The sequence below is a fragment of the Ardenticatena maritima genome (genome assembly GCF_001306175.1).
Lineage (GTDB): Bacteria > Chloroflexota > Anaerolineae > Ardenticatenales > Ardenticatenaceae > Ardenticatena > Ardenticatena maritima.
This window is the reverse complement of sequence record NZ_LGKN01000009.1, coordinates 441,453-457,037: the sequence shown is the minus strand read 5'-3', so window position 1 is coordinate 457,037 and position 15,585 is coordinate 441,453. Positions and strand designations below refer to the sequence as shown.

Sequence of the window (15,585 nt, the reverse complement as noted above, 5' to 3'; positions counted from 1 at the left end):
GCGAGCGTCTGGATGCGGTGGCGGGCGCGGCGGGCGCGGCGCTGGAAGGCGAGGAGGTCGTCGGGCGAGCAGGCGGGCGTTTGGATGTCGCGGACCAGGGCGTTGACCTGCGCGAGGGTCTGGCGGATAGCGGCGCGCAGGTCGGCCTGGCGGCCGGCGAGGGCGGCGCTGGTGATTTGGCTGAGATTGGTCGAGAAGGTGGTCATGGCACGTTCCCCCCTGGCGCTGAGAGATAGAACAGATGTTCTAACAAAGGTTGCGGGGAGTGTATCACAGGTGGGCGGGTGTGTCAAGATGCGGTTTTGCAATTGTGAGGGGGGCTACCATACAAAAAGCGCCAGGTTTTTTGCCAAAACCTGGCGCGGTCTGCCCGGAGCGGGCTCACCAGAGCGTGCGGGCGGTGAGCACGCCTACCCACGCTCCCAGCAAGCCAAACCCGACACTGCCCAGCGCGTTCCCCATTGCCAGCAGCCACGCGCCGCTTTCCAGCAGGCGAAACGTTTCCACACTGAATGTTGAAAACGTGGTATAAGAGCCGAAGAACCCCACGGCGAGCAAAAAGCGCCAGCGTGGGTCGAGTGGGATGCGCTCGGTGGTGAGTGTCATGAAAAGCGCCAGCAAGAAACTGCCCGAAATGTTGATGATGAAAGTGCCCAACGGGAACGCCCCGCCGTAGCGTGCGTCGAGCCAGCGCCCCAGCAGGTAGCGCGTGTTTGCCCCCAGAAATCCCCCGATGCCAATCAGCAGATATTGCATGGCAGACGCCTCACGCTTCGTTGTTGGTGGTGCGCTTGTATTCGTGCAGGAGCGCTGTCAACTCGCGATCGTGGGCGATGCTCACCGCTTCAAGCAGGTGGGCGATTGTGGTACGGGTGCGGTCCCAGGGCGTTTCAAGTTCCTGCTCGAAGAAATTGGGTTCCATTTGCGAGAGCAGGGAAATGAGTTCGAGGCGCACCATGCCGAAGTCCATGCGCACTTGTTCTTCAGGCCAGGTGGCGCGGCGGGCCACTTCGCGGCTGCTCCACGTTTCCCACGTATCAAAATCAGCCGTGCGATAGCCCTGGTCGTTTTCGATGAGCGCTTGCACCGCCGCCAGGACTTCGCGGTCCCATGCCGCAATGTAGGCAAGCCAATCGTGCAAACGACCGCCGTTTTCATCGAGCACGGCTTGCATATCGACACCTTGCATAGCCGCGATGAGGTCGCGGCGAGCGTCGCGGAGTGCGTTCAAAACGGTCTCGCGTTTCGTCGTCATCCTCTGCTCCTCATGAAGCCGCAATCTGGCGCGCTTCCCATTCGGCGACATACTGCTGCCAACTTTCCATGTTCATGGGAAGCCCACGCTCGCGGCACCAAAAATCGTAATAGTAAAGATGGCTGCGGGCTGTCAGGAATTCGTACCGGAAGATATGGACAATAAACCCCTTGTCAAGATAGCCTGTGCGCTCAAAGGCTTCCAGCACGGGTTGGCGGTCGTATTCAATCTGGCGGAAGCGGGGTGCCCAGGTCCCATTGCGCCATTCCAGCAAGAGGTACTGCGCGCGGGGGTCGGCGTTGAAGGGCGTACCCACCGCGCCGCTGTTGAGCACCAGCCAGCGCCCGACACGGCGCGCCATGGGGACGTGGGTGTGCGCCCCCACCACCACGGGCGCATCGACGCCTTCAAGAATGGTCGCCAGCGTCTCATCATCGAGCGAGGGGCGCAACCCTTCGCGGTTGTGGCGCGGGCTTCCGTGTACCACCAGCACCGGCGCGGTGTTGGGAAGTTCGACAACATGCTCAAAAGGCAACTGGTCGAGATACGCCACGCGCTCATTGCCCAGTTGCTCGGCAACCCAGTTCAGCGGTGTGTAGGCGGGGTCGTTGTACAGGTTTTCGCTGGCGCGCCCCAGGACCCAGTCGGCGACCAACTCATCGTGATTGCCTTGGATGACGCGCCACTCCGGGTGGGCGCGCACCATGTCCACCACCTCGGCGTTGTGGGGACCACGATTGACCAGGTCGCCAGCGACCACAACGTAGTCGGGATCTTCCCGCTGCAAATCTTCAAGCACCGCTTCGAGCGCGGGTTGGTTTCCGTGAATATCCGAAAGGATGGCAAGTTTCATTGTGTCGCTTCGTCGGTTTGCGAATTGGTTGACGGTTCGATGGGCTCAATTTCAAGGGCGTAGACGCCCAGGGCTTCTTTTTCGGGCGGATAGAGCGCGCGCAAGGCGGGCAACACCTCTTCGGGGCGCAGATGGGGCGCAATCGTGTGGGGGTCTTCATGCGCCAAAAGCGCCTCGTGTGAAGGATAGACGCGGATATCGCGAATGCGGTACGGATAGCGCTCATTCAGCAACAACACGTCCCCTCGTTGCAAGCGGCGGATATTCGGATACCCCACGCGGACTTCGACCCGTTTGCGCCCGCTCAGAATGGCTTGCAAGGCTGGCTCGCGAACCCAAAGGACTTTTGTGCGGCTCATCGTGCGTTTTCGTGTTCAAACAGCGTCTTGAACCGTTCTTCCAGCAATTCCGGTAGCCCTTCTGTGAGGCGGTGGAAGCGCTCCACCAGCGTTTCGGCTTCGGGCGTCAGCGTCGTTCCACCGCCGCCCGCGCCGCCGGTCTGGCTTTCCACTAGTTTGGTGCCTAGCCCTTCTTCCATCTCGTGAATTTTGTTCCACGCGGTGCGAAATTGCACGCCCATTTTTTGCGCCGCCGCATTGATTGACCCCGTTTCACGGACGGCTTCCAGCAGGCGGATACGCCACAATGTCAGGATGGCGTCGCCTTTTTCGTCTTCAATCCAAACGTTGAACCGCACGCGCATGGATAGTTTGCCCCGTTCCTATTTGCGTTTTTGCGTTCGACATTATAGAAGTACGTGGTATGCTTCACAAACCGCGTGAAGCGCCAAACCACATAACCACTTTTCAGCAAAGGAGCAGGAGCATGTACAACGACAGCCGTATTCGTAAATGGGCTGAGGTGATGACGACCTACACAGCGCCGGTGCGTGAAGGCGCGCATGTGCTCATTCGAGGGACGACGTTGGCGGAACCGCTGGTTGTCGAGTTGTGCCGCGCCATTTTGGAACGTGGCGGGTTGCCGCACCTGCGCCTGGCGCCGCCGGTGTTGGAAGAAATCTTCTTTCGCCATGCCGCCGACAACGTGCTGGACGCCCTCTCCGACATTGAAATGGCCGAAATCGAGCGCGCCGACATTCTCTATTCGATTATGAGCGGGCAAAATACGCGCGCGTTGACGAAGGTGGACCCGAAGAAGATGGTGCGCTTGCAACGCGCCCGCCAGCCCTGGATGGAAACGTATATGCGCCGCGCCGCCACCGACGACCTGCTTTGGACGTTGACGCTTTTCCCCACCCCCGCCTACGCCCAGGACGCCGAAATGGGTTTGCTTGACCTGTTTGATTTCGTCTTCGACGCCTGTTTCCTCAACGAACCCGACCCCGTGGCACGCTGGCAACAAATGGCGGCGCGCCAACAGCAACTCATCGAAGTGCTCAGCCAGGCGCGGGAAATTCACGTGAAGGGGCCGGGCACCGATTTGCGCGTGGGTGTGGAAGGGCGTATCTGGCTCAACGATGACGGCAAAAAGAACTTCCCAGGCGGCGAAATTTTCACAGGACCGGTTGAAGAGCGCGTCGAAGGCGTGGTGACGTTTGAATTGCCCGCCGTCTATGCCGGGCGTGAAGTGCGCGGCGCTCGTTTGCGCTTTGAACAGGGGCGCGTGGTTGAGGCGTCGGCGACGCACAACGAAGCGTTTTTGCTGGAAATGCTGAACACAGATGAAGGTGCGCGGTATCTGGGTGAATTTGCCTTTGGCACGAACTACAACATTCAGCACGTCATGCGCAATACGCTCTTTGATGAAAAAATTGGCGGCACCATTCACATGGCGCTGGGGCGCAGTTATCCCGAAACGGGGGGCAAGAACCAGTCCGCCATTCACTGGGATTTGGTTTGTGAACTGCGCCGCGACAGTGAAGTGTACGTGGACGGCGAACTCTTCCAGAAGAACGGGCGTTTCGTGATGTTTGAGGATGGCATTGTCTGAACCGTCAAAGAACAGCCGCCGAAGGGGTGCCTATGAGCCAGGCTGATTGGACGTTGATGCTGTATATGGCGGGCGACAATGGCATTTTGCTCGCCGACCCGCTGGATGCGTTTGGCTATTTGGATGTGCAGGAACTGAAAGACGGCTTGCGCCGCCTTTCCCCCGACGCCCGCGACCGTGTGCACGTGGTCGTGCAATTCGATACGCGCGAGCAGGGGACGCACCGCTACCATCTTTCGCCCGCCGCCGACCTGGCGAGCGACCGTGTGCAGACGTTGGATGAAACCAACACGGGCGACCCCGCCACCTTGCGCGATTTCATCGTCTGGGCGGTGCAGACGTATCCCGCGCGGCACTATGCGCTTGTGCTGTGGAACCATGGCAATGGGTGGGACGATACCGATGTGTACGCCCGCTTTCGTGCGCGGCTGGATGAAGCGGCGCGGGAAGAACCTGCGATGCGTGCCGTCTTCAACGTGCCTGCGTTTCGGCGGGCGCTCTTCACCTCGACGCTGGAACACCTCAGCACCGCCGCCGCCACCCCTTCGCAGCGCGGCGTGCTCTACGATGACTCATCGCTCGATTTCCTCGACAACCGCGAACTGCAACAGGCGCTCCAACAGGCGCTGGCGGACGCCGGTCTCCCCGCCATTGACTTGCTGGGCTTCGACGCCTGTTTGATGGCGATGCTCGAAGTGCAGTACCAGGTGCGCGAGCAGGCGCGCCTGGTTGTCGCCTCGCAGGCGCTGGAACCCGCCTACGGTTGGCCTTACAACCGGCTGGTGCAGGCGCTGCCGGGCGCAACGCCCGAACAGGTGGCGCGTGCGCTCGTGCGCGACTACGTGGAGACCTACAACCTGGGCGTGTATAGCCGTTTTCAGCATGAAATCACCCAATCGGCGGTGGCGACGGCGCGCTTGCCCGCCCTGGTGAACGCCTGGAACGCGCTGGCGCAAGCGTTGCTTGCCTCGTTGCATGAAGCGCCCGTCTTCCGGGCTGTGCTCAACGCGCGCCAGCAGGCGCACCGCTTCTACAACCGCCCCGATTACGTGGACGTGGGGACGTTTGCCGCGGCGCTCGCGCAACAACCTCATCTGCCGCCTGGCGCGCGCTCGGTGCTGGCGCAGATACGCAACCTGTTGCACCCACAGGGCAACCTCGTGTTAGCCAACCAGGCGCTTGTGCGCCGCGGGGGGAACGCCCCCGAACCGCTGGCGGTGAGCGGCGTCTCGGTCTATTTCCCTGAGCGGGGAGTGGATGATGTCGCCTTGCGCGACTTGTACGGCGCGCTTGATTTCAGCCGCGAAGCGTTGTGGGACGAGTTCTTGGAACATTTTGCCGCTGTGCGGCGCGCTTTCGATTTGGGTGTGCAGCCGCCGACATGGCGGGCTGACCGCGGCTTGACGTTCACCCCCACCGAACCGACAGAGACCGGGCACGCAACAGATGCGACGCCCTCGGCGGATACGGAGCAACCGCCTGTTGAACCAGCCACGCCCGCGCAACCGCTCAAACTGGTGGTGGCGCACGGCTCGATTACGGACGCCCCCGCGACGGCGCTGGTCGTCAACCATGTGCAGGGCGCGGCTGTGGGGGGCGCAGCCGGCTATGTGGATGATAGGTTGGGCGGCGTCATTTCCGCGCTGGTTCAGCAAGGCAGCCTGACGGGCGCGCGGGCGACTGTTTTCCCCGTGCCCACGCTGGGGCGTTTGCCCGCCGATGTGGTGTTGGTGGCCGGGCTGGGGACGCTTGAAGAGTTTGCCGTCTCGGAGCAGGAGCGTTTGCAAATTGTGCAGGCGGTGGGGCGTGTCGTTGCGCAGACGGCGATTTTGCTGGGTGTCGAAGAGGTTGCCAGCATTGTGCATGGTGCGGGGGGCGGCGGTTTGCCTGTGGGCATTGCCGCGCGGGAGTTCGTGCGCGGTGTGCTGGACACACTGGCAACGTTTGGGGCGTCCGCCTCGATCAAAACGCTCTACATAGTTGAGTATGACGCGGAGAAGTACCAGACCTTGCAGCAGGCGCTGACCTACGGTTGGGGCGATACGCCTGTGCCGATGGTGGTTGAGACGCGTGAGACGCTTTCGGCGAAAGACGCCCAAAGTGCAGCGCGAAAGCGCTGGATTACGCGCTTGTATGGCTCTGAGGGCGCGCCTCAACCGACGACAACGAGCCGCCCAGCGTGGAAACAGGCCTATTTGAGCATTTTGCGGCACCCCGATGGCACGTCGTTGGAGTTTTCGTATACCGGTCCTGAGCCGCTGGCCAGTGAACCGCGCTACACCCTGCCGTTCGACCCCTCGCAGGTGGAACGTTTCTTGCAGACTATTGAAAACGCCGTGCGCATTTTGCCGCACAGCCCCGGCGATGTGCATGAGACCACCTTGAAGCGCCTGCGCACCATCCGCGACCAATTGATTCCTTCTGAACTGCGCGGGGCGCTGGATGCGTTGCCCGATGATACCGTGCTGACGCTGCGCCTGGATGCGTTTACCGCGCAAATTCCATGGGAATTGTTCCCGCGCGGCGAAACGCCTTTGCTGCTGCACTCGGTGGTGACGCGGCGGTTGGTGACGGAGCGCGTCGCTGGGGCGATTTTGCCGCCGCCTTCTGCGGGCAAAGTGCGCGTGCTGATTGTTGCCAACCCCACGGGGGATTTGCCCGCGGCGCAAGCCGAGGGGCAGCGTCTCTACGAGTTATTGTCGGCGCACCCGCGGCTGGATGTGCGCTTGTGGGAAGGCACGCAGGCGATTGACTTGCTGGGCGAGATGGGCGGATATCATGTGTTGCATTTTGCGGGGCATGCGGCTTTCAACGCAGAACGCCCGGAATTGAGCGCGCTCTTCCTGGACGCCGAGGGGCAGGAGCGTATCACCGCGCAAAACATTCTGCAATTGCCGACGCGCCCGGCGGTGGTCTTTTTGAATGCGTGCGAAAGTGGGCAGGCGGAAACGTTGACTTGGCGAGAAGCGCACCGTATGGCGGCGGGGCTGGCGGCGGCGTTCATCGCCACGGGGAGCCGCAATGTGGTTGCCACCGCCTGGCGCGTGAGTGATACAGACGCCGAGGAAATGGCGCGGGCGTTCTACACGCATGTGTTGCAAGGCGACGCGCTGGGGCAAGCCTTGCACAAGGCGCGGCGTGCCGTGTTCGAGCAACGCCGCTGGACGGATGTCACGTGGGGCAGTTATCTCTTTTACGGCGATGCCGCGTTTCGGCTCTGAAATGGGGGGCGCTTCCCCTCATTGTGCGAGATGTGCTAGACTGGCGACACCAGCCTGACAAATTCATACCTCGAAGAGGAGGCAAGAACCAATGGAGATTCAAGGTCGCACAATTTTGGTGTTGGGTGGCTACGGCCTCGTTGGGATGGCCGTGTGCCGCGAATTGATTCCCCGCCGTCCGCAACGTCTGATTGTCAGTTCCCTGCTGGAAGATGAAGCCCGCAAAGCCGTCCAGCGTCTCCGCGATGAATTCCCCGAAAGCGATGTCGAATTGATTCCCGCGTGGGGGAACGTGTTTGTGCGCGCGGCGATGAAAGATATGCCCCGCCGCGAGGTGCTGAAATCTCCCAAGTATCGCCATTGGGTGTTTGAAGATGTGCTAGGCGAATTGAATGAGACGATTGTGCAAGAATCGTTCCTGGCGCAGTTGGTGATGGGGACGAGTGAGTACGCGCCCGGTATTGTGCCCGACGCCATTATAGACTGTATCAATACCGCGACGGCGCTGGCGTATCAGGACATTTACACCAGTGCCGCCGAGGTGCTGGACATTTACGACCGCGCCACGCAGTTGTGGGCGATGGGCAAGGAGAAGCCCGCCGAGCAAAATGGCGAATACGTGGACGCGGTGGAACGCTTGCTGGCGAGCATTTATGTGCCGCAATTGGTGCGCCATGTGCAAATTTTGCACGAAGCGATGCGCCGCGCTGGCACACGCGCGTATATCAAAGTGGGGACAAGCGGCACCGGCGGTATGGGGTTGAACATTCCCTACACCCACGGTGAAGAAAAGCCCTCACGCGTCCTGCTCAGCAAGACGGCGATGGCGGGGGCGCACACCTTGTTGCTCTTCCTGATGGCGCGCACGCCTGGGGGGCCTGTGGTGAAAGAAGTGAAGCCGACGGCGGCGATTACGTGGAAGCAAATCGGCTATGGTCCCATTCAGAAGCGTGGGCGTCCCTTCCCGCTCTATGATTGCCCGCCCGATGAGGGGATTCGGCTTGAAGAAGGGCAGGAATTTGTGCTCGAAAACATTCCCGCCGGGCGTGAGGTTGGCGGTCTGCTTGAATCGGTCTTCATTGACACGGGGGAAAATGGCTACTTCTCGCTTGCCGAATACACCGCATTGACGGCGTTGGGGCAGATGGAAGCCGTAACGCCGGAGGATATTGCCGTGACCGTGGTGCGCGAATTGGAGGGCGTCAACACAGGGCGCGATGTGATCAACGCGCTGGACGGCGCGGTGCTGGGACCGTCGTATCGTGCGGGGGTGTTGCGGCAGCGTGCCATTGCGCTGGCGCAGCGCTTAGAGGCGGAGCATGGTGTGGACAGCGTGGCGTTTGAGATTTTGGGACCGCCCAAGCTTTCCAAGTTGCTGTATGAAGCTTATATGCTCAAGCGGGTGCGCGGCACTGTGTCGGCGGTGGCGCAAAGCGACCCGCAGGCGCTTTCGGACGAGCTGGCGGCGCTGGTGCGTGAGGATGCGCGTTTGCGCCAGGCGCTGCTTTCGATTGGCATTCCGATTCTCATGCCCGATGGGCGCACACTGTTGGCGGCGAACCGTCGCCGTCCGGAGCACCGTTGGGAGCGTTACCGCTGGCAAGTGACGCCCGAAACCATCGAACGCTGGGCGGAGAGCGAGTGGGTGGACTTGCGTGTGCAGAACATGGCGCGGTGGGTTGAACGGATGCAGCGCTTGCTTGATGAGGCGGCTGCTGTACCGCCCCCCGATTTTGACTCCAGTTCGCGCTACGACCGCCCTATGTTCGACCCGGCGACGTGGACGTTCGAGGACCGTATCAACATTGGCGAGATTGCTGCGTGGATTTTCTCGAACGAAGAGGGCGGGCGACGGATGAAGGAGTAGAGACGGGGGCGCAGTTTGAGAGGCTCACCTTAGTGTAGAGGAAGAAGACAGAGAGGACACGGTGGATGTTCCCGTGTCCTCTTTTCTCTGCCCGGTTCTCTCTCTGTCTCTGTGCAAGAGTATTCTTCCACATACACGCACATTCCCCAAACAGGTTCTCAGTCAACCATTTGGGACTTCCCGCGCTGCGGGGGTGGTTTCCGGCGTGGGAGTGGCTGGGACGGGGGGGATGGTTGCCGATTCCCCACAGGCCAGAGTGGTGAGCAGGAAGAGACAAATGACAGCAAGCGGATGTTTCATGGTTGCTCCTTTCCCAGACCTCCGAGACCTGTTTTGCAGACTACCTTTCGCCCATCAATGTGCTGACCGTTTCCACCTGCACGCCGTACTGTTGCAGCAATTGGAAGAGCGGCTCGATCGTATCAAAGTGGGCTTCGAGGGTGTTGTCGTTGAGCACCAGCCCCAGGTATTCGTCCGGGGCGGCGGTTTGCAGGGCGTGTTCCACGTCCGCCAAGTTGGTGGATGCGGCGCCCAGGTGGTCAATTTCATAGCCGGCGTTGTAGATTTCCACCACCGGATACCCGTTGTGCGTGGTTTCGACGGGGCGGCTGAGCAGGTCCTCCTTGGAGGGCGAATCGCCGGAATCGGTGGCGTAGTAGAGCACGCCCGCGGGCCAGTCGGTCTCCTCATCGGACATGCCCGCCGACGTAATGCCGCGCTGCGAGAGCGGGGCCATGAATGCCATCAGGTCGTCCATGTTGCCCAGATAGCCGTAGTTGGTGGCGTACCAGCCGTCGGTGCGCACCGCGTCGGGGGCGTTTGTGTAGCCGTCGAAGAATTTGTGCGTCGGGCCGTGGTGGTGCAGAGCAATCTCGTGGCCGTTCGCCTCCCAGGCGTGGACGGTCTCCAGTAGGCCGCTCTTGTAGACATAATCCGCCCAGGGCCAGGCGAACTGGAGGGTGATTTTCACGTTGTACCGGTCGGCCAGGGCCATGAACTGTTCCAGCAGCGGCCAGAGTTGTTTGATGCGCGGCCCGCGGCTGACTTCCAGATGAAAGGCGATGAACGCGCCTTTGGGACCATGCCCACCGGCTGCAACCGTGGTCGGCGTGGGGGCGGGCGTGGCTGGTGAGGTGGAACCGCCGTTGATTGACGCGCTATCCTCGGCTGGGGTTATCATCACCGGCGTGGCGGAGAGTTGGATTGCCCCCGTGACGCCGGTCTCCGTTGTGGGTTCGGCGCCTTCCTGGGTGACGAAGTGCGTCACTTGCACGCTCCCCGCGCCGGGGAACAGGTTATCCACGTTCAGCGCGCTGCCGGCGTCATCCCAGGCGATGACGAAGGGGGCAGCGCCCTCGCGTTCCACACGCACCACCAGGCGGCTGGAATCCGCTTTGCCGGGCACTACGCCCAGCGTGAGCGGTTCGATGAGTGTCAGCCCCTGGTAGCCGAGGAAGGCGTCCGCCAGCAGGTGGAAGTTGACACCGGCAGGGTAGAGCGGCGGGTTGGCGCATACCTGACCGACGCCCATCGTCTCGCCGGGGCAGGGGCCGTACAGGCCGGAGTAGGCGAACACCGGCACCACGCCGCCGTTTGCAACCGATTCCTCGCGCGCGTTTTGCAAGCCCCACCAGTGCGCCTGCTCGGCGCCCACTGCCAGCGCACCAACCAGCAGTTTGACCACCTTCTGCGCCTGGGTTTCCAGGCTGGCGTCGGGTTGGGCGTTGGTAGGCACGTTGAGCGCCAGCACCTGCCCCGCCCACACCGGCAGGCCGCTGGCTTCGTGGGCGTAGGTCAGCCCTTCGACCAGGTGCTTCAAGTCGCCGGTGAAGTCGTGGATTTCGACCGCGTCAATCCCCTGGTAGCCGCCCAGTTCAGCCACGCGCTCCATGTAGCGTTCCGGCTGGCCGTCGCCGTTGAAGTCGGCCGAATCGCGTCCAGGCCAGGGGTAGTGTGAGGCCACGATGACCGCGTTGGGGATTTCTTCGCGAATGATGGGGGCGGTGAATTGCAGCAGGGTGGCGTAATCGTCCGGGGTGGCCCAGGTGGTCACGCCCAGCTCCACGGCGGAGGCCCACTGGGCTTCCAGTTCGTTGTGGATTTGCCAGATGGTGATGGGATAGAGCAGGCCGGGAGCGTCGTCCACGCCATCGCCGTCGTAGCGTTCTAGGATATCCCGCAGGTAGGCTTCGTAGCGGGCGCGCTCGGCGTCGTTCGTCCACAGCCAGGGCTGCGAAAGATCAACCCCTTTCCCGCCTTGCATCTCTCGCTGATAGCCAACGGTCAGTGTCAAGCGCACGCCGTGGCGTTGATAGGCGGCGATCAGGGCGTCCAGCGCGTCGTAGCCATAGCGTTCGATGTCGGGCATGGATGCGGCGCGCGTTTGGGCGATGTTGATACGTGCCACGCGACCGCCCACGGCGGCGTACAGATCCATCACGGCGTTGGCGTAGTCGGCGTATTGCGACCAGTCGTAGGTGTTGGCGCGGGCGGCGGGGATGTTGGCGATTTCCCCTTCCAGGCCGATGGGATAGGTGAGCGGGGGTGGTGCGGCTGCGAGAGTGTTCTGAGTGGCGGGTTCAGGCGTGGCGGTGGGCGGAGCGGTGGCGGGAACGATGTTCGTAGATGCGGTGGTCGGTGAGGCTGCAACGGGCGGTTGCGTTGGGGAGCGGGGCGGTGGAGAAGGGCGTGTGCTGCGTTCGTTGGTTGTGCAGGCGCTAAGGAGCCAGGCGGTGATGCAAAGCGTCGTCAGGAGCAAGCGCATGCATGCTGGGGCTGGAAATGTTGAGCGTTGCATAGCTCATTCTCCTTTTCTTCTGACCAGGTGGGCTCATAGTGGGCGGCAGGGTTCCCTGTCAGGCGGTTGTTGTGTTGTGGGCATAGCGTGTCCAAAACCACACGTGCCCCCGCTTTTCCGACAGGCTGTTCCTGTCAGTATCGGCAAGGAGCGGGCGGCACCCAAGAGAAGAGGGCATGCTGGAGCAATTCGGTGAGGCGAATTTACACCGCGCCCAGCAAGGCGTTCAGCAACTGTTGCCGGTCGGCAATGCCCAGCATGCGCCCATCCTCATCCACAACCACCAACCGCTTCACTCCCTCGGCGACCATGCGGTGCAGCACTGTCCCCACAGGCATATTGGCGGAAATCGTCGCGACGGGTTGCATCAGGTCTTGCGCGTGCGTGGAATCATCCAGCGACAAGGACTCTTGGGGGACGAAGTAGCGCAGCAAAGCGCGCACCAGCCCCCCATGCTGGCGCTGTTCCGCCCAGCGAATGAGCGCGCCGTCGGTAATCACCCCCAAGGGGCGGTTCTCATCATCCACAACGATGACCTGACGCACGGGGCTGGTCACCACCGCCCGTGCCACCTCACTCAATGGCGCGTCGGGGGGCAGGCGCGGCACATCCTGCGTGATGGCGGCGCTGATGAGATCGGTAGCGCGGATAGGCACAGGTGGGTGCTCCTCAGCAGGAAGGGCGTCCGTCATGGCGCGGAGCACATCAATGCGGCTCACCATGCCCACCAAACGCCCTTGGTCGTCCACCACGGGCAACCGCTTCAAACCGCGATGCGCCATGCGTGCCGCGGCTTCAATCGCCGGCGCGTCGGCGGTAATCGTTTCAACGGGGGTTGTCATGCAGTCGGCGGCGGTGCGCTGCGAGGCGGCGACTTCTTCAAGCGCCGCTTGCAAGGTTTCCTGGCTCACAATTTGCCCCGCCGAAATCGCCAACCCACCACGCCGAAGCAGGTCGCCATCCGAGATGATGCCCACAACACGGTCCGACTCGTCGAGCACGGGCACGGCGCGGAAGGAATGGCGCAGAAGCAAATCGGCGACTTCGTGCAAGGGGGTGGTCAGCCGCACGCTGTGGACGTCGCGGCTCATGATATCAGCCACACGCACGTTGTTGTCCAGCGCGGGGAAACGCCGATGGGCGTATTTGACCACCTGCACAGGTTCAAGCGTTATCAGCCCCTCTCGCACCATGGATGAGAGAAGAGGAATCAGGCGTTGCAGGCGTTCTTCTTCATCAATGACTTCGATCACAACAGGCAAATCGGCGGAGAGGCGTACCAGCGAGGCTGTGTGGATTCGGCTATGTGCACCAAATCCCGCCATGCCGCGCAGGACCGTGGCGCCGGCAACCCCTTCTTCACGCAGACGGTAGAGGATGGCTTGCCAGAGTGGGCGTCCTTTCCATTGGTCGCTTTCACCAATGTAGATGGTCAGGCGTTGCGTGGGCGTTTGAAAGCGCATAGATGCCGCTCCATTGTTGTTTCATGTTTGGCGCGCCAGAGGTTTGAGGGCATTATTGAAGCGTCATAGCAATCTGTCAACGTTCACAGAGTTGTACAGCGGATGACCTATGCAGAACCACGAGCACGACCCATTACGCCCACACGCACACGAACCAAATCCTGAGCCGCCGCATGACGACCCCACCATCACGGTTGTTGCGCCACATGGAGAGACGTTTTTGGTGACGCCTGAGATGCTTCGGCAGTGGCCTGCTACGACGGCGCATCACTGCTTCATTGTGAGTACAGGGCATGGGACGTCAGGTCCCTTTGATTTTACGGGGGTGACGTTGCCCGACCTCTGTAGCGCACTTGGCATTGCCCCCACATGGCGCGAAGCCGAGATTGTAAGCGCAGATGGGTTCGGCACACGCATCACACGAGAAGAAGCCGCCCCCAACGCGCCCATCGGTCCCGTTGTGCTGGCGTATGCCTGCAATGGAGAACCGCTTTCACGGCGAGCGGGGCTTGTGCGTTTGATTGTGCCCGGTGAACGTGATGATGCTTTGCGCCAGGTGAAGTGGGTGGCGACGGTGCGGTTCGTCTCACTGTAAGCAAACTGGCGCACGTTTTTTGAGCGAATTTGCTTTATTTGCAAAATAGAATATGCTCAGGGTGCTTTTTCCTCAAACCTCTTCAATAGTTGTTCTCTTTTGCTCGTTCTGCAAGGCACAAGGAGCACAGAGGATATGCAAACAACCGAACGCAAACTCCCCCAACTCACCGGTATCCAAGGTTTTCTCCTGCTCTGGTTTGGACAATTTATCTCGCTAATTGGATCATCGCTGACCCGCTTTGGTGTGGTCTATTGGGCGTGGCAGGAAACCGGGCGCCCACTCATCCTGAGCACATTACTCCTGATGGCGTTGCTCCCTTCGCTCGTGTTGGGGCTTGTCGGCGGGGCGCTGGTTGACCGCTGGAATCGTAAATGGGTGCTGGCGCTGAGCGACTTTGCTTCTGGCCTGGTGACGTTTGCCCTGATTGGGCTCTACCTGACGGGGAACTTGCGTGTCCAACATCTCTACCTCATGACGTTGCTCCTGAGCCTGTTCGACGCCTTCCAGATGCCGGCGTTTACGACCACTGTCACGGTGATGGTGCCCAAAGAGCACTACGCCCGTTTCAATGGGTTGCGGAACACGTCGCAACAGGCGTCGCGCATTATCGCCCCGTTTATCGCCGCGGCATTATTGGCGCAATTTGGCTTGCTGGTCATTCTGCTGATTGACGCGCTGACGTTCCTCTTCGCTGTGAGCGTTCTGCCCTTCATTCATATCCCCGACGTGGAAGGCAAGGAGCAAACCTTCCAAAAGCGCTTTGTAGATGAACTTGTGTTTGGGTTGAAATACATCTGGAACAATCCCCCCATTCGCGACATCACATTGATTTTGGCGGGGATGAATTTCTTCAACGCGGCGGGATTTTCCATTCTCAACGCCTACTACCTGGCACGCAGTAATAACAGCGAGTTCGCCTATGCCGCGGGGATGTCCGCCTATGCGTTGGGGTTTGTGCTCGGCGGCATGTTGATGGTGCGTTGGGGGGGACCCAAGCAGAACCGCGTGCGTGCCGCGTTTCTCCCGCTGGCGTTTTCGTTCTTGTTGGGGAATACGACCGTGGGGCTGGGGCGCTCGCTTCCCATGTGGCTGGTGAGCACCTTTATTGCCGCGTTTGGGTTGCCCATCGGGTATGCCATACGGCGGGCGCTCGTGCAATCCAAAGTGCCGCCCGCTGTGCAGGGGCGCGTGTTCAGTGCTGAATTCTTGCTGGTGCAAGCGCCTGTTGCATTGGCGTACATTGTCGGTCCCTTGCTGGCTGAAAAGGTCTTCCAACCGTTCATTGACAATGGGACAGGCGCATTCGCGGACTTTGTGCGCGCTCTTGTCGGCGCCGATAGCGCCGCGGGGATTGCCTTGCTCTTCGTTGTCACCGGCTTGTGCGCGACTGCAGTAGCGTTGAGTGCGTTCATCATCCCCACGGTGCGCAATTTTGAAACGCTCGTCCTCGATTTTGATGAAGCGCCTCAATCCACCGCCCCAGCCGCGCAAACCGCGGAAGCGCAAGCAGAAGCATCGCCTACAGAGAAGGAACATGCTGAAAAGACGCCCAAGCCGATGCGCTCTTGACGGGAAATGTCC

14 protein-coding genes are annotated in these 15,585 nt (G+C 61.2%); 5 read left to right on the top strand and 9 right to left on the bottom strand.

What is annotated here, in order from left to right; all coding sequences use genetic code 11:
- The 6 genes from SE16_RS14910 to SE16_RS14885 all read right to left on the bottom strand — a co-directional run.
- The coding region (locus SE16_RS14910; protein ID WP_152968838.1) for a hypothetical protein at window positions 1–206 on the bottom strand (206 nt) is incomplete at its 3' end.
- 175 nt (window positions 207–381) lie between these two features.
- Entirely contained in the window at window positions 382–756 is a 375-nt protein-coding gene (gene crcB, locus SE16_RS14905; RefSeq protein ID WP_054493370.1) for a fluoride efflux transporter CrcB, read from the bottom strand.
- Window positions 757–766: 10 nt separating this feature from the next.
- Complete coding sequence (locus SE16_RS14900; RefSeq protein WP_054493371.1) at window positions 767–1,255, bottom strand: hypothetical protein; 489 nt, start codon at window positions 1,253–1,255, stop codon at window positions 767–769.
- Between the two features lie 10 nt (window positions 1,256–1,265).
- The gene (locus SE16_RS14895; protein WP_054493372.1) at window positions 1,266–2,108 is read right to left on the bottom strand and encodes a metallophosphoesterase family protein; all 843 of its coding nucleotides are present in this window, start codon (window positions 2,106–2,108) and stop codon (window positions 1,266–1,268) included.
- Window positions 2,105–2,467: an ASCH domain-containing protein gene (locus SE16_RS14890; RefSeq protein WP_054493373.1), complete on the bottom strand. Its 363-nt coding sequence runs from the start codon at window positions 2,465–2,467 to the stop codon at window positions 2,105–2,107. Before SE16_RS14890 ends, SE16_RS14895 begins: the two co-directional genes overlap by 4 nt.
- Window positions 2,464–2,811: a winged helix-turn-helix domain-containing protein gene (locus SE16_RS14885; protein WP_054493374.1), complete on the bottom strand. Its 348-nt coding sequence runs from the start codon at window positions 2,809–2,811 to the stop codon at window positions 2,464–2,466. Before SE16_RS14885 ends, SE16_RS14890 begins: the two co-directional genes overlap by 4 nt.
- Window positions 2,812–2,933: 122 nt before the next feature.
- Here SE16_RS14885 and SE16_RS14880 point away from each other — a divergent pair, with 122 nt between their 5' ends.
- The 3 genes from SE16_RS14880 (at window position 2,934) to SE16_RS14870 (ending at window position 9,146) form a co-directional block, all read left to right on the top strand.
- Entirely contained in the window at window positions 2,934–4,058 is a 1,125-nt protein-coding gene (locus SE16_RS14880) for an aminopeptidase (protein ID WP_054493375.1), read from the top strand.
- Between the two features lie 32 nt (window positions 4,059–4,090).
- On the top strand, window positions 4,091–7,279 hold the full coding sequence (locus SE16_RS14875) for a clostripain-related cysteine peptidase (RefSeq protein ID WP_054493376.1): 3,189 nt from the start codon (window positions 4,091–4,093) through the stop codon (window positions 7,277–7,279).
- Window positions 7,280–7,370: 91 nt separating this feature from the next.
- A complete protein-coding gene (locus SE16_RS14870) occupies window positions 7,371–9,146 on the top strand; it encodes a Rossmann-fold NAD(P)-binding domain-containing protein (protein ID WP_054493377.1) in 1,776 nt (591 codons plus the stop codon).
- A 162-nt stretch (window positions 9,147–9,308) separates the two neighbouring features.
- Here SE16_RS14870 and SE16_RS16100 read toward each other — a convergent pair whose 3' ends face one another.
- The 3 genes from SE16_RS16100 to SE16_RS14860 form a co-directional block, all read right to left on the bottom strand.
- Window positions 9,309–9,446 (bottom strand): hypothetical protein, encoded by a 138-nt coding sequence (locus SE16_RS16100; RefSeq protein WP_160317004.1) that lies wholly within the window; start codon window positions 9,444–9,446, stop codon window positions 9,309–9,311.
- 40 nt (window positions 9,447–9,486) lie between these two features.
- Window positions 9,487–11,943 (bottom strand): polysaccharide deacetylase family protein, encoded by a 2,457-nt coding sequence (locus SE16_RS14865; RefSeq protein WP_054493378.1) that lies wholly within the window; start codon window positions 11,941–11,943, stop codon window positions 9,487–9,489.
- Window positions 11,944–12,146: 203 nt separating this feature from the next.
- Window positions 12,147–13,406: a DUF190 domain-containing protein gene (locus tag SE16_RS14860; RefSeq protein WP_054493379.1), complete on the bottom strand. Its 1,260-nt coding sequence runs from the start codon at window positions 13,404–13,406 to the stop codon at window positions 12,147–12,149.
- Between the two features lie 109 nt (window positions 13,407–13,515).
- On the opposite strand from SE16_RS14860, the gene SE16_RS14855 reads away from it, so the two are divergent.
- Together SE16_RS14855 and SE16_RS14850 are read left to right on the top strand one after the other, a co-directional pair.
- Window positions 13,516–14,001: a molybdopterin-dependent oxidoreductase gene (locus tag SE16_RS14855; RefSeq protein ID WP_054493380.1), complete on the top strand. Its 486-nt coding sequence runs from the start codon at window positions 13,516–13,518 to the stop codon at window positions 13,999–14,001.
- A gap of 135 nt (window positions 14,002–14,136) precedes the next feature.
- A complete protein-coding gene (locus SE16_RS14850) occupies window positions 14,137–15,573 on the top strand; it encodes an MFS transporter (RefSeq protein ID WP_054493381.1) in 1,437 nt (478 codons plus the stop codon).
- The last annotated feature ends 12 nt before the right edge of the window (window positions 15,574–15,585 follow it).

Bases quoted from the DNA above. Each gene is read 5' to 3' on its own strand.
- SE16_RS14895 (WP_054493372.1), bottom strand. From the start codon at position 2,108: ATGAAACTTGCCATCCTTTCGGATATTCACGGAAACCAACCCGCGCTC.
- SE16_RS14885 (WP_054493374.1), bottom strand. From the start codon at position 2,811: ATGCGCGTGCGGTTCAACGTTTGGATTGAAGACGAAAAAGGCGACGCC.
- SE16_RS14890 (WP_054493373.1), bottom strand. From the start codon at position 2,467: ATGAGCCGCACAAAAGTCCTTTGGGTTCGCGAGCCAGCCTTGCAAGCC.
- SE16_RS14880 (WP_054493375.1), top strand. From the start codon at position 2,934: ATGTACAACGACAGCCGTATTCGTAAATGGGCTGAGGTGATGACGACC.
- SE16_RS16100 (WP_160317004.1), bottom strand. From the start codon at position 9,446: ATGAAACATCCGCTTGCTGTCATTTGTCTCTTCCTGCTCACCACTCTG.
- crcB (WP_054493370.1), bottom strand. From the start codon at position 756: ATGCAATATCTGCTGATTGGCATCGGGGGATTTCTGGGGGCAAACACG.
- SE16_RS14865 (WP_054493378.1), bottom strand. From the start codon at position 11,943: ATGCAACGCTCAACATTTCCAGCCCCAGCATGCATGCGCTTGCTCCTG.
- SE16_RS14855 (WP_054493380.1), top strand. From the start codon at position 13,516: ATGCAGAACCACGAGCACGACCCATTACGCCCACACGCACACGAACCA.
- SE16_RS14875 (WP_054493376.1), top strand. From the start codon at position 4,091: ATGAGCCAGGCTGATTGGACGTTGATGCTGTATATGGCGGGCGACAAT.
- SE16_RS14850 (WP_054493381.1), top strand. From the start codon at position 14,137: ATGCAAACAACCGAACGCAAACTCCCCCAACTCACCGGTATCCAAGGT.
- SE16_RS14900 (WP_054493371.1), bottom strand. From the start codon at position 1,255: ATGACGACGAAACGCGAGACCGTTTTGAACGCACTCCGCGACGCTCGC.
- SE16_RS14860 (WP_054493379.1), bottom strand. From the start codon at position 13,406: ATGCGCTTTCAAACGCCCACGCAACGCCTGACCATCTACATTGGTGAA.
- SE16_RS14870 (WP_054493377.1), top strand. From the start codon at position 7,371: ATGGAGATTCAAGGTCGCACAATTTTGGTGTTGGGTGGCTACGGCCTC.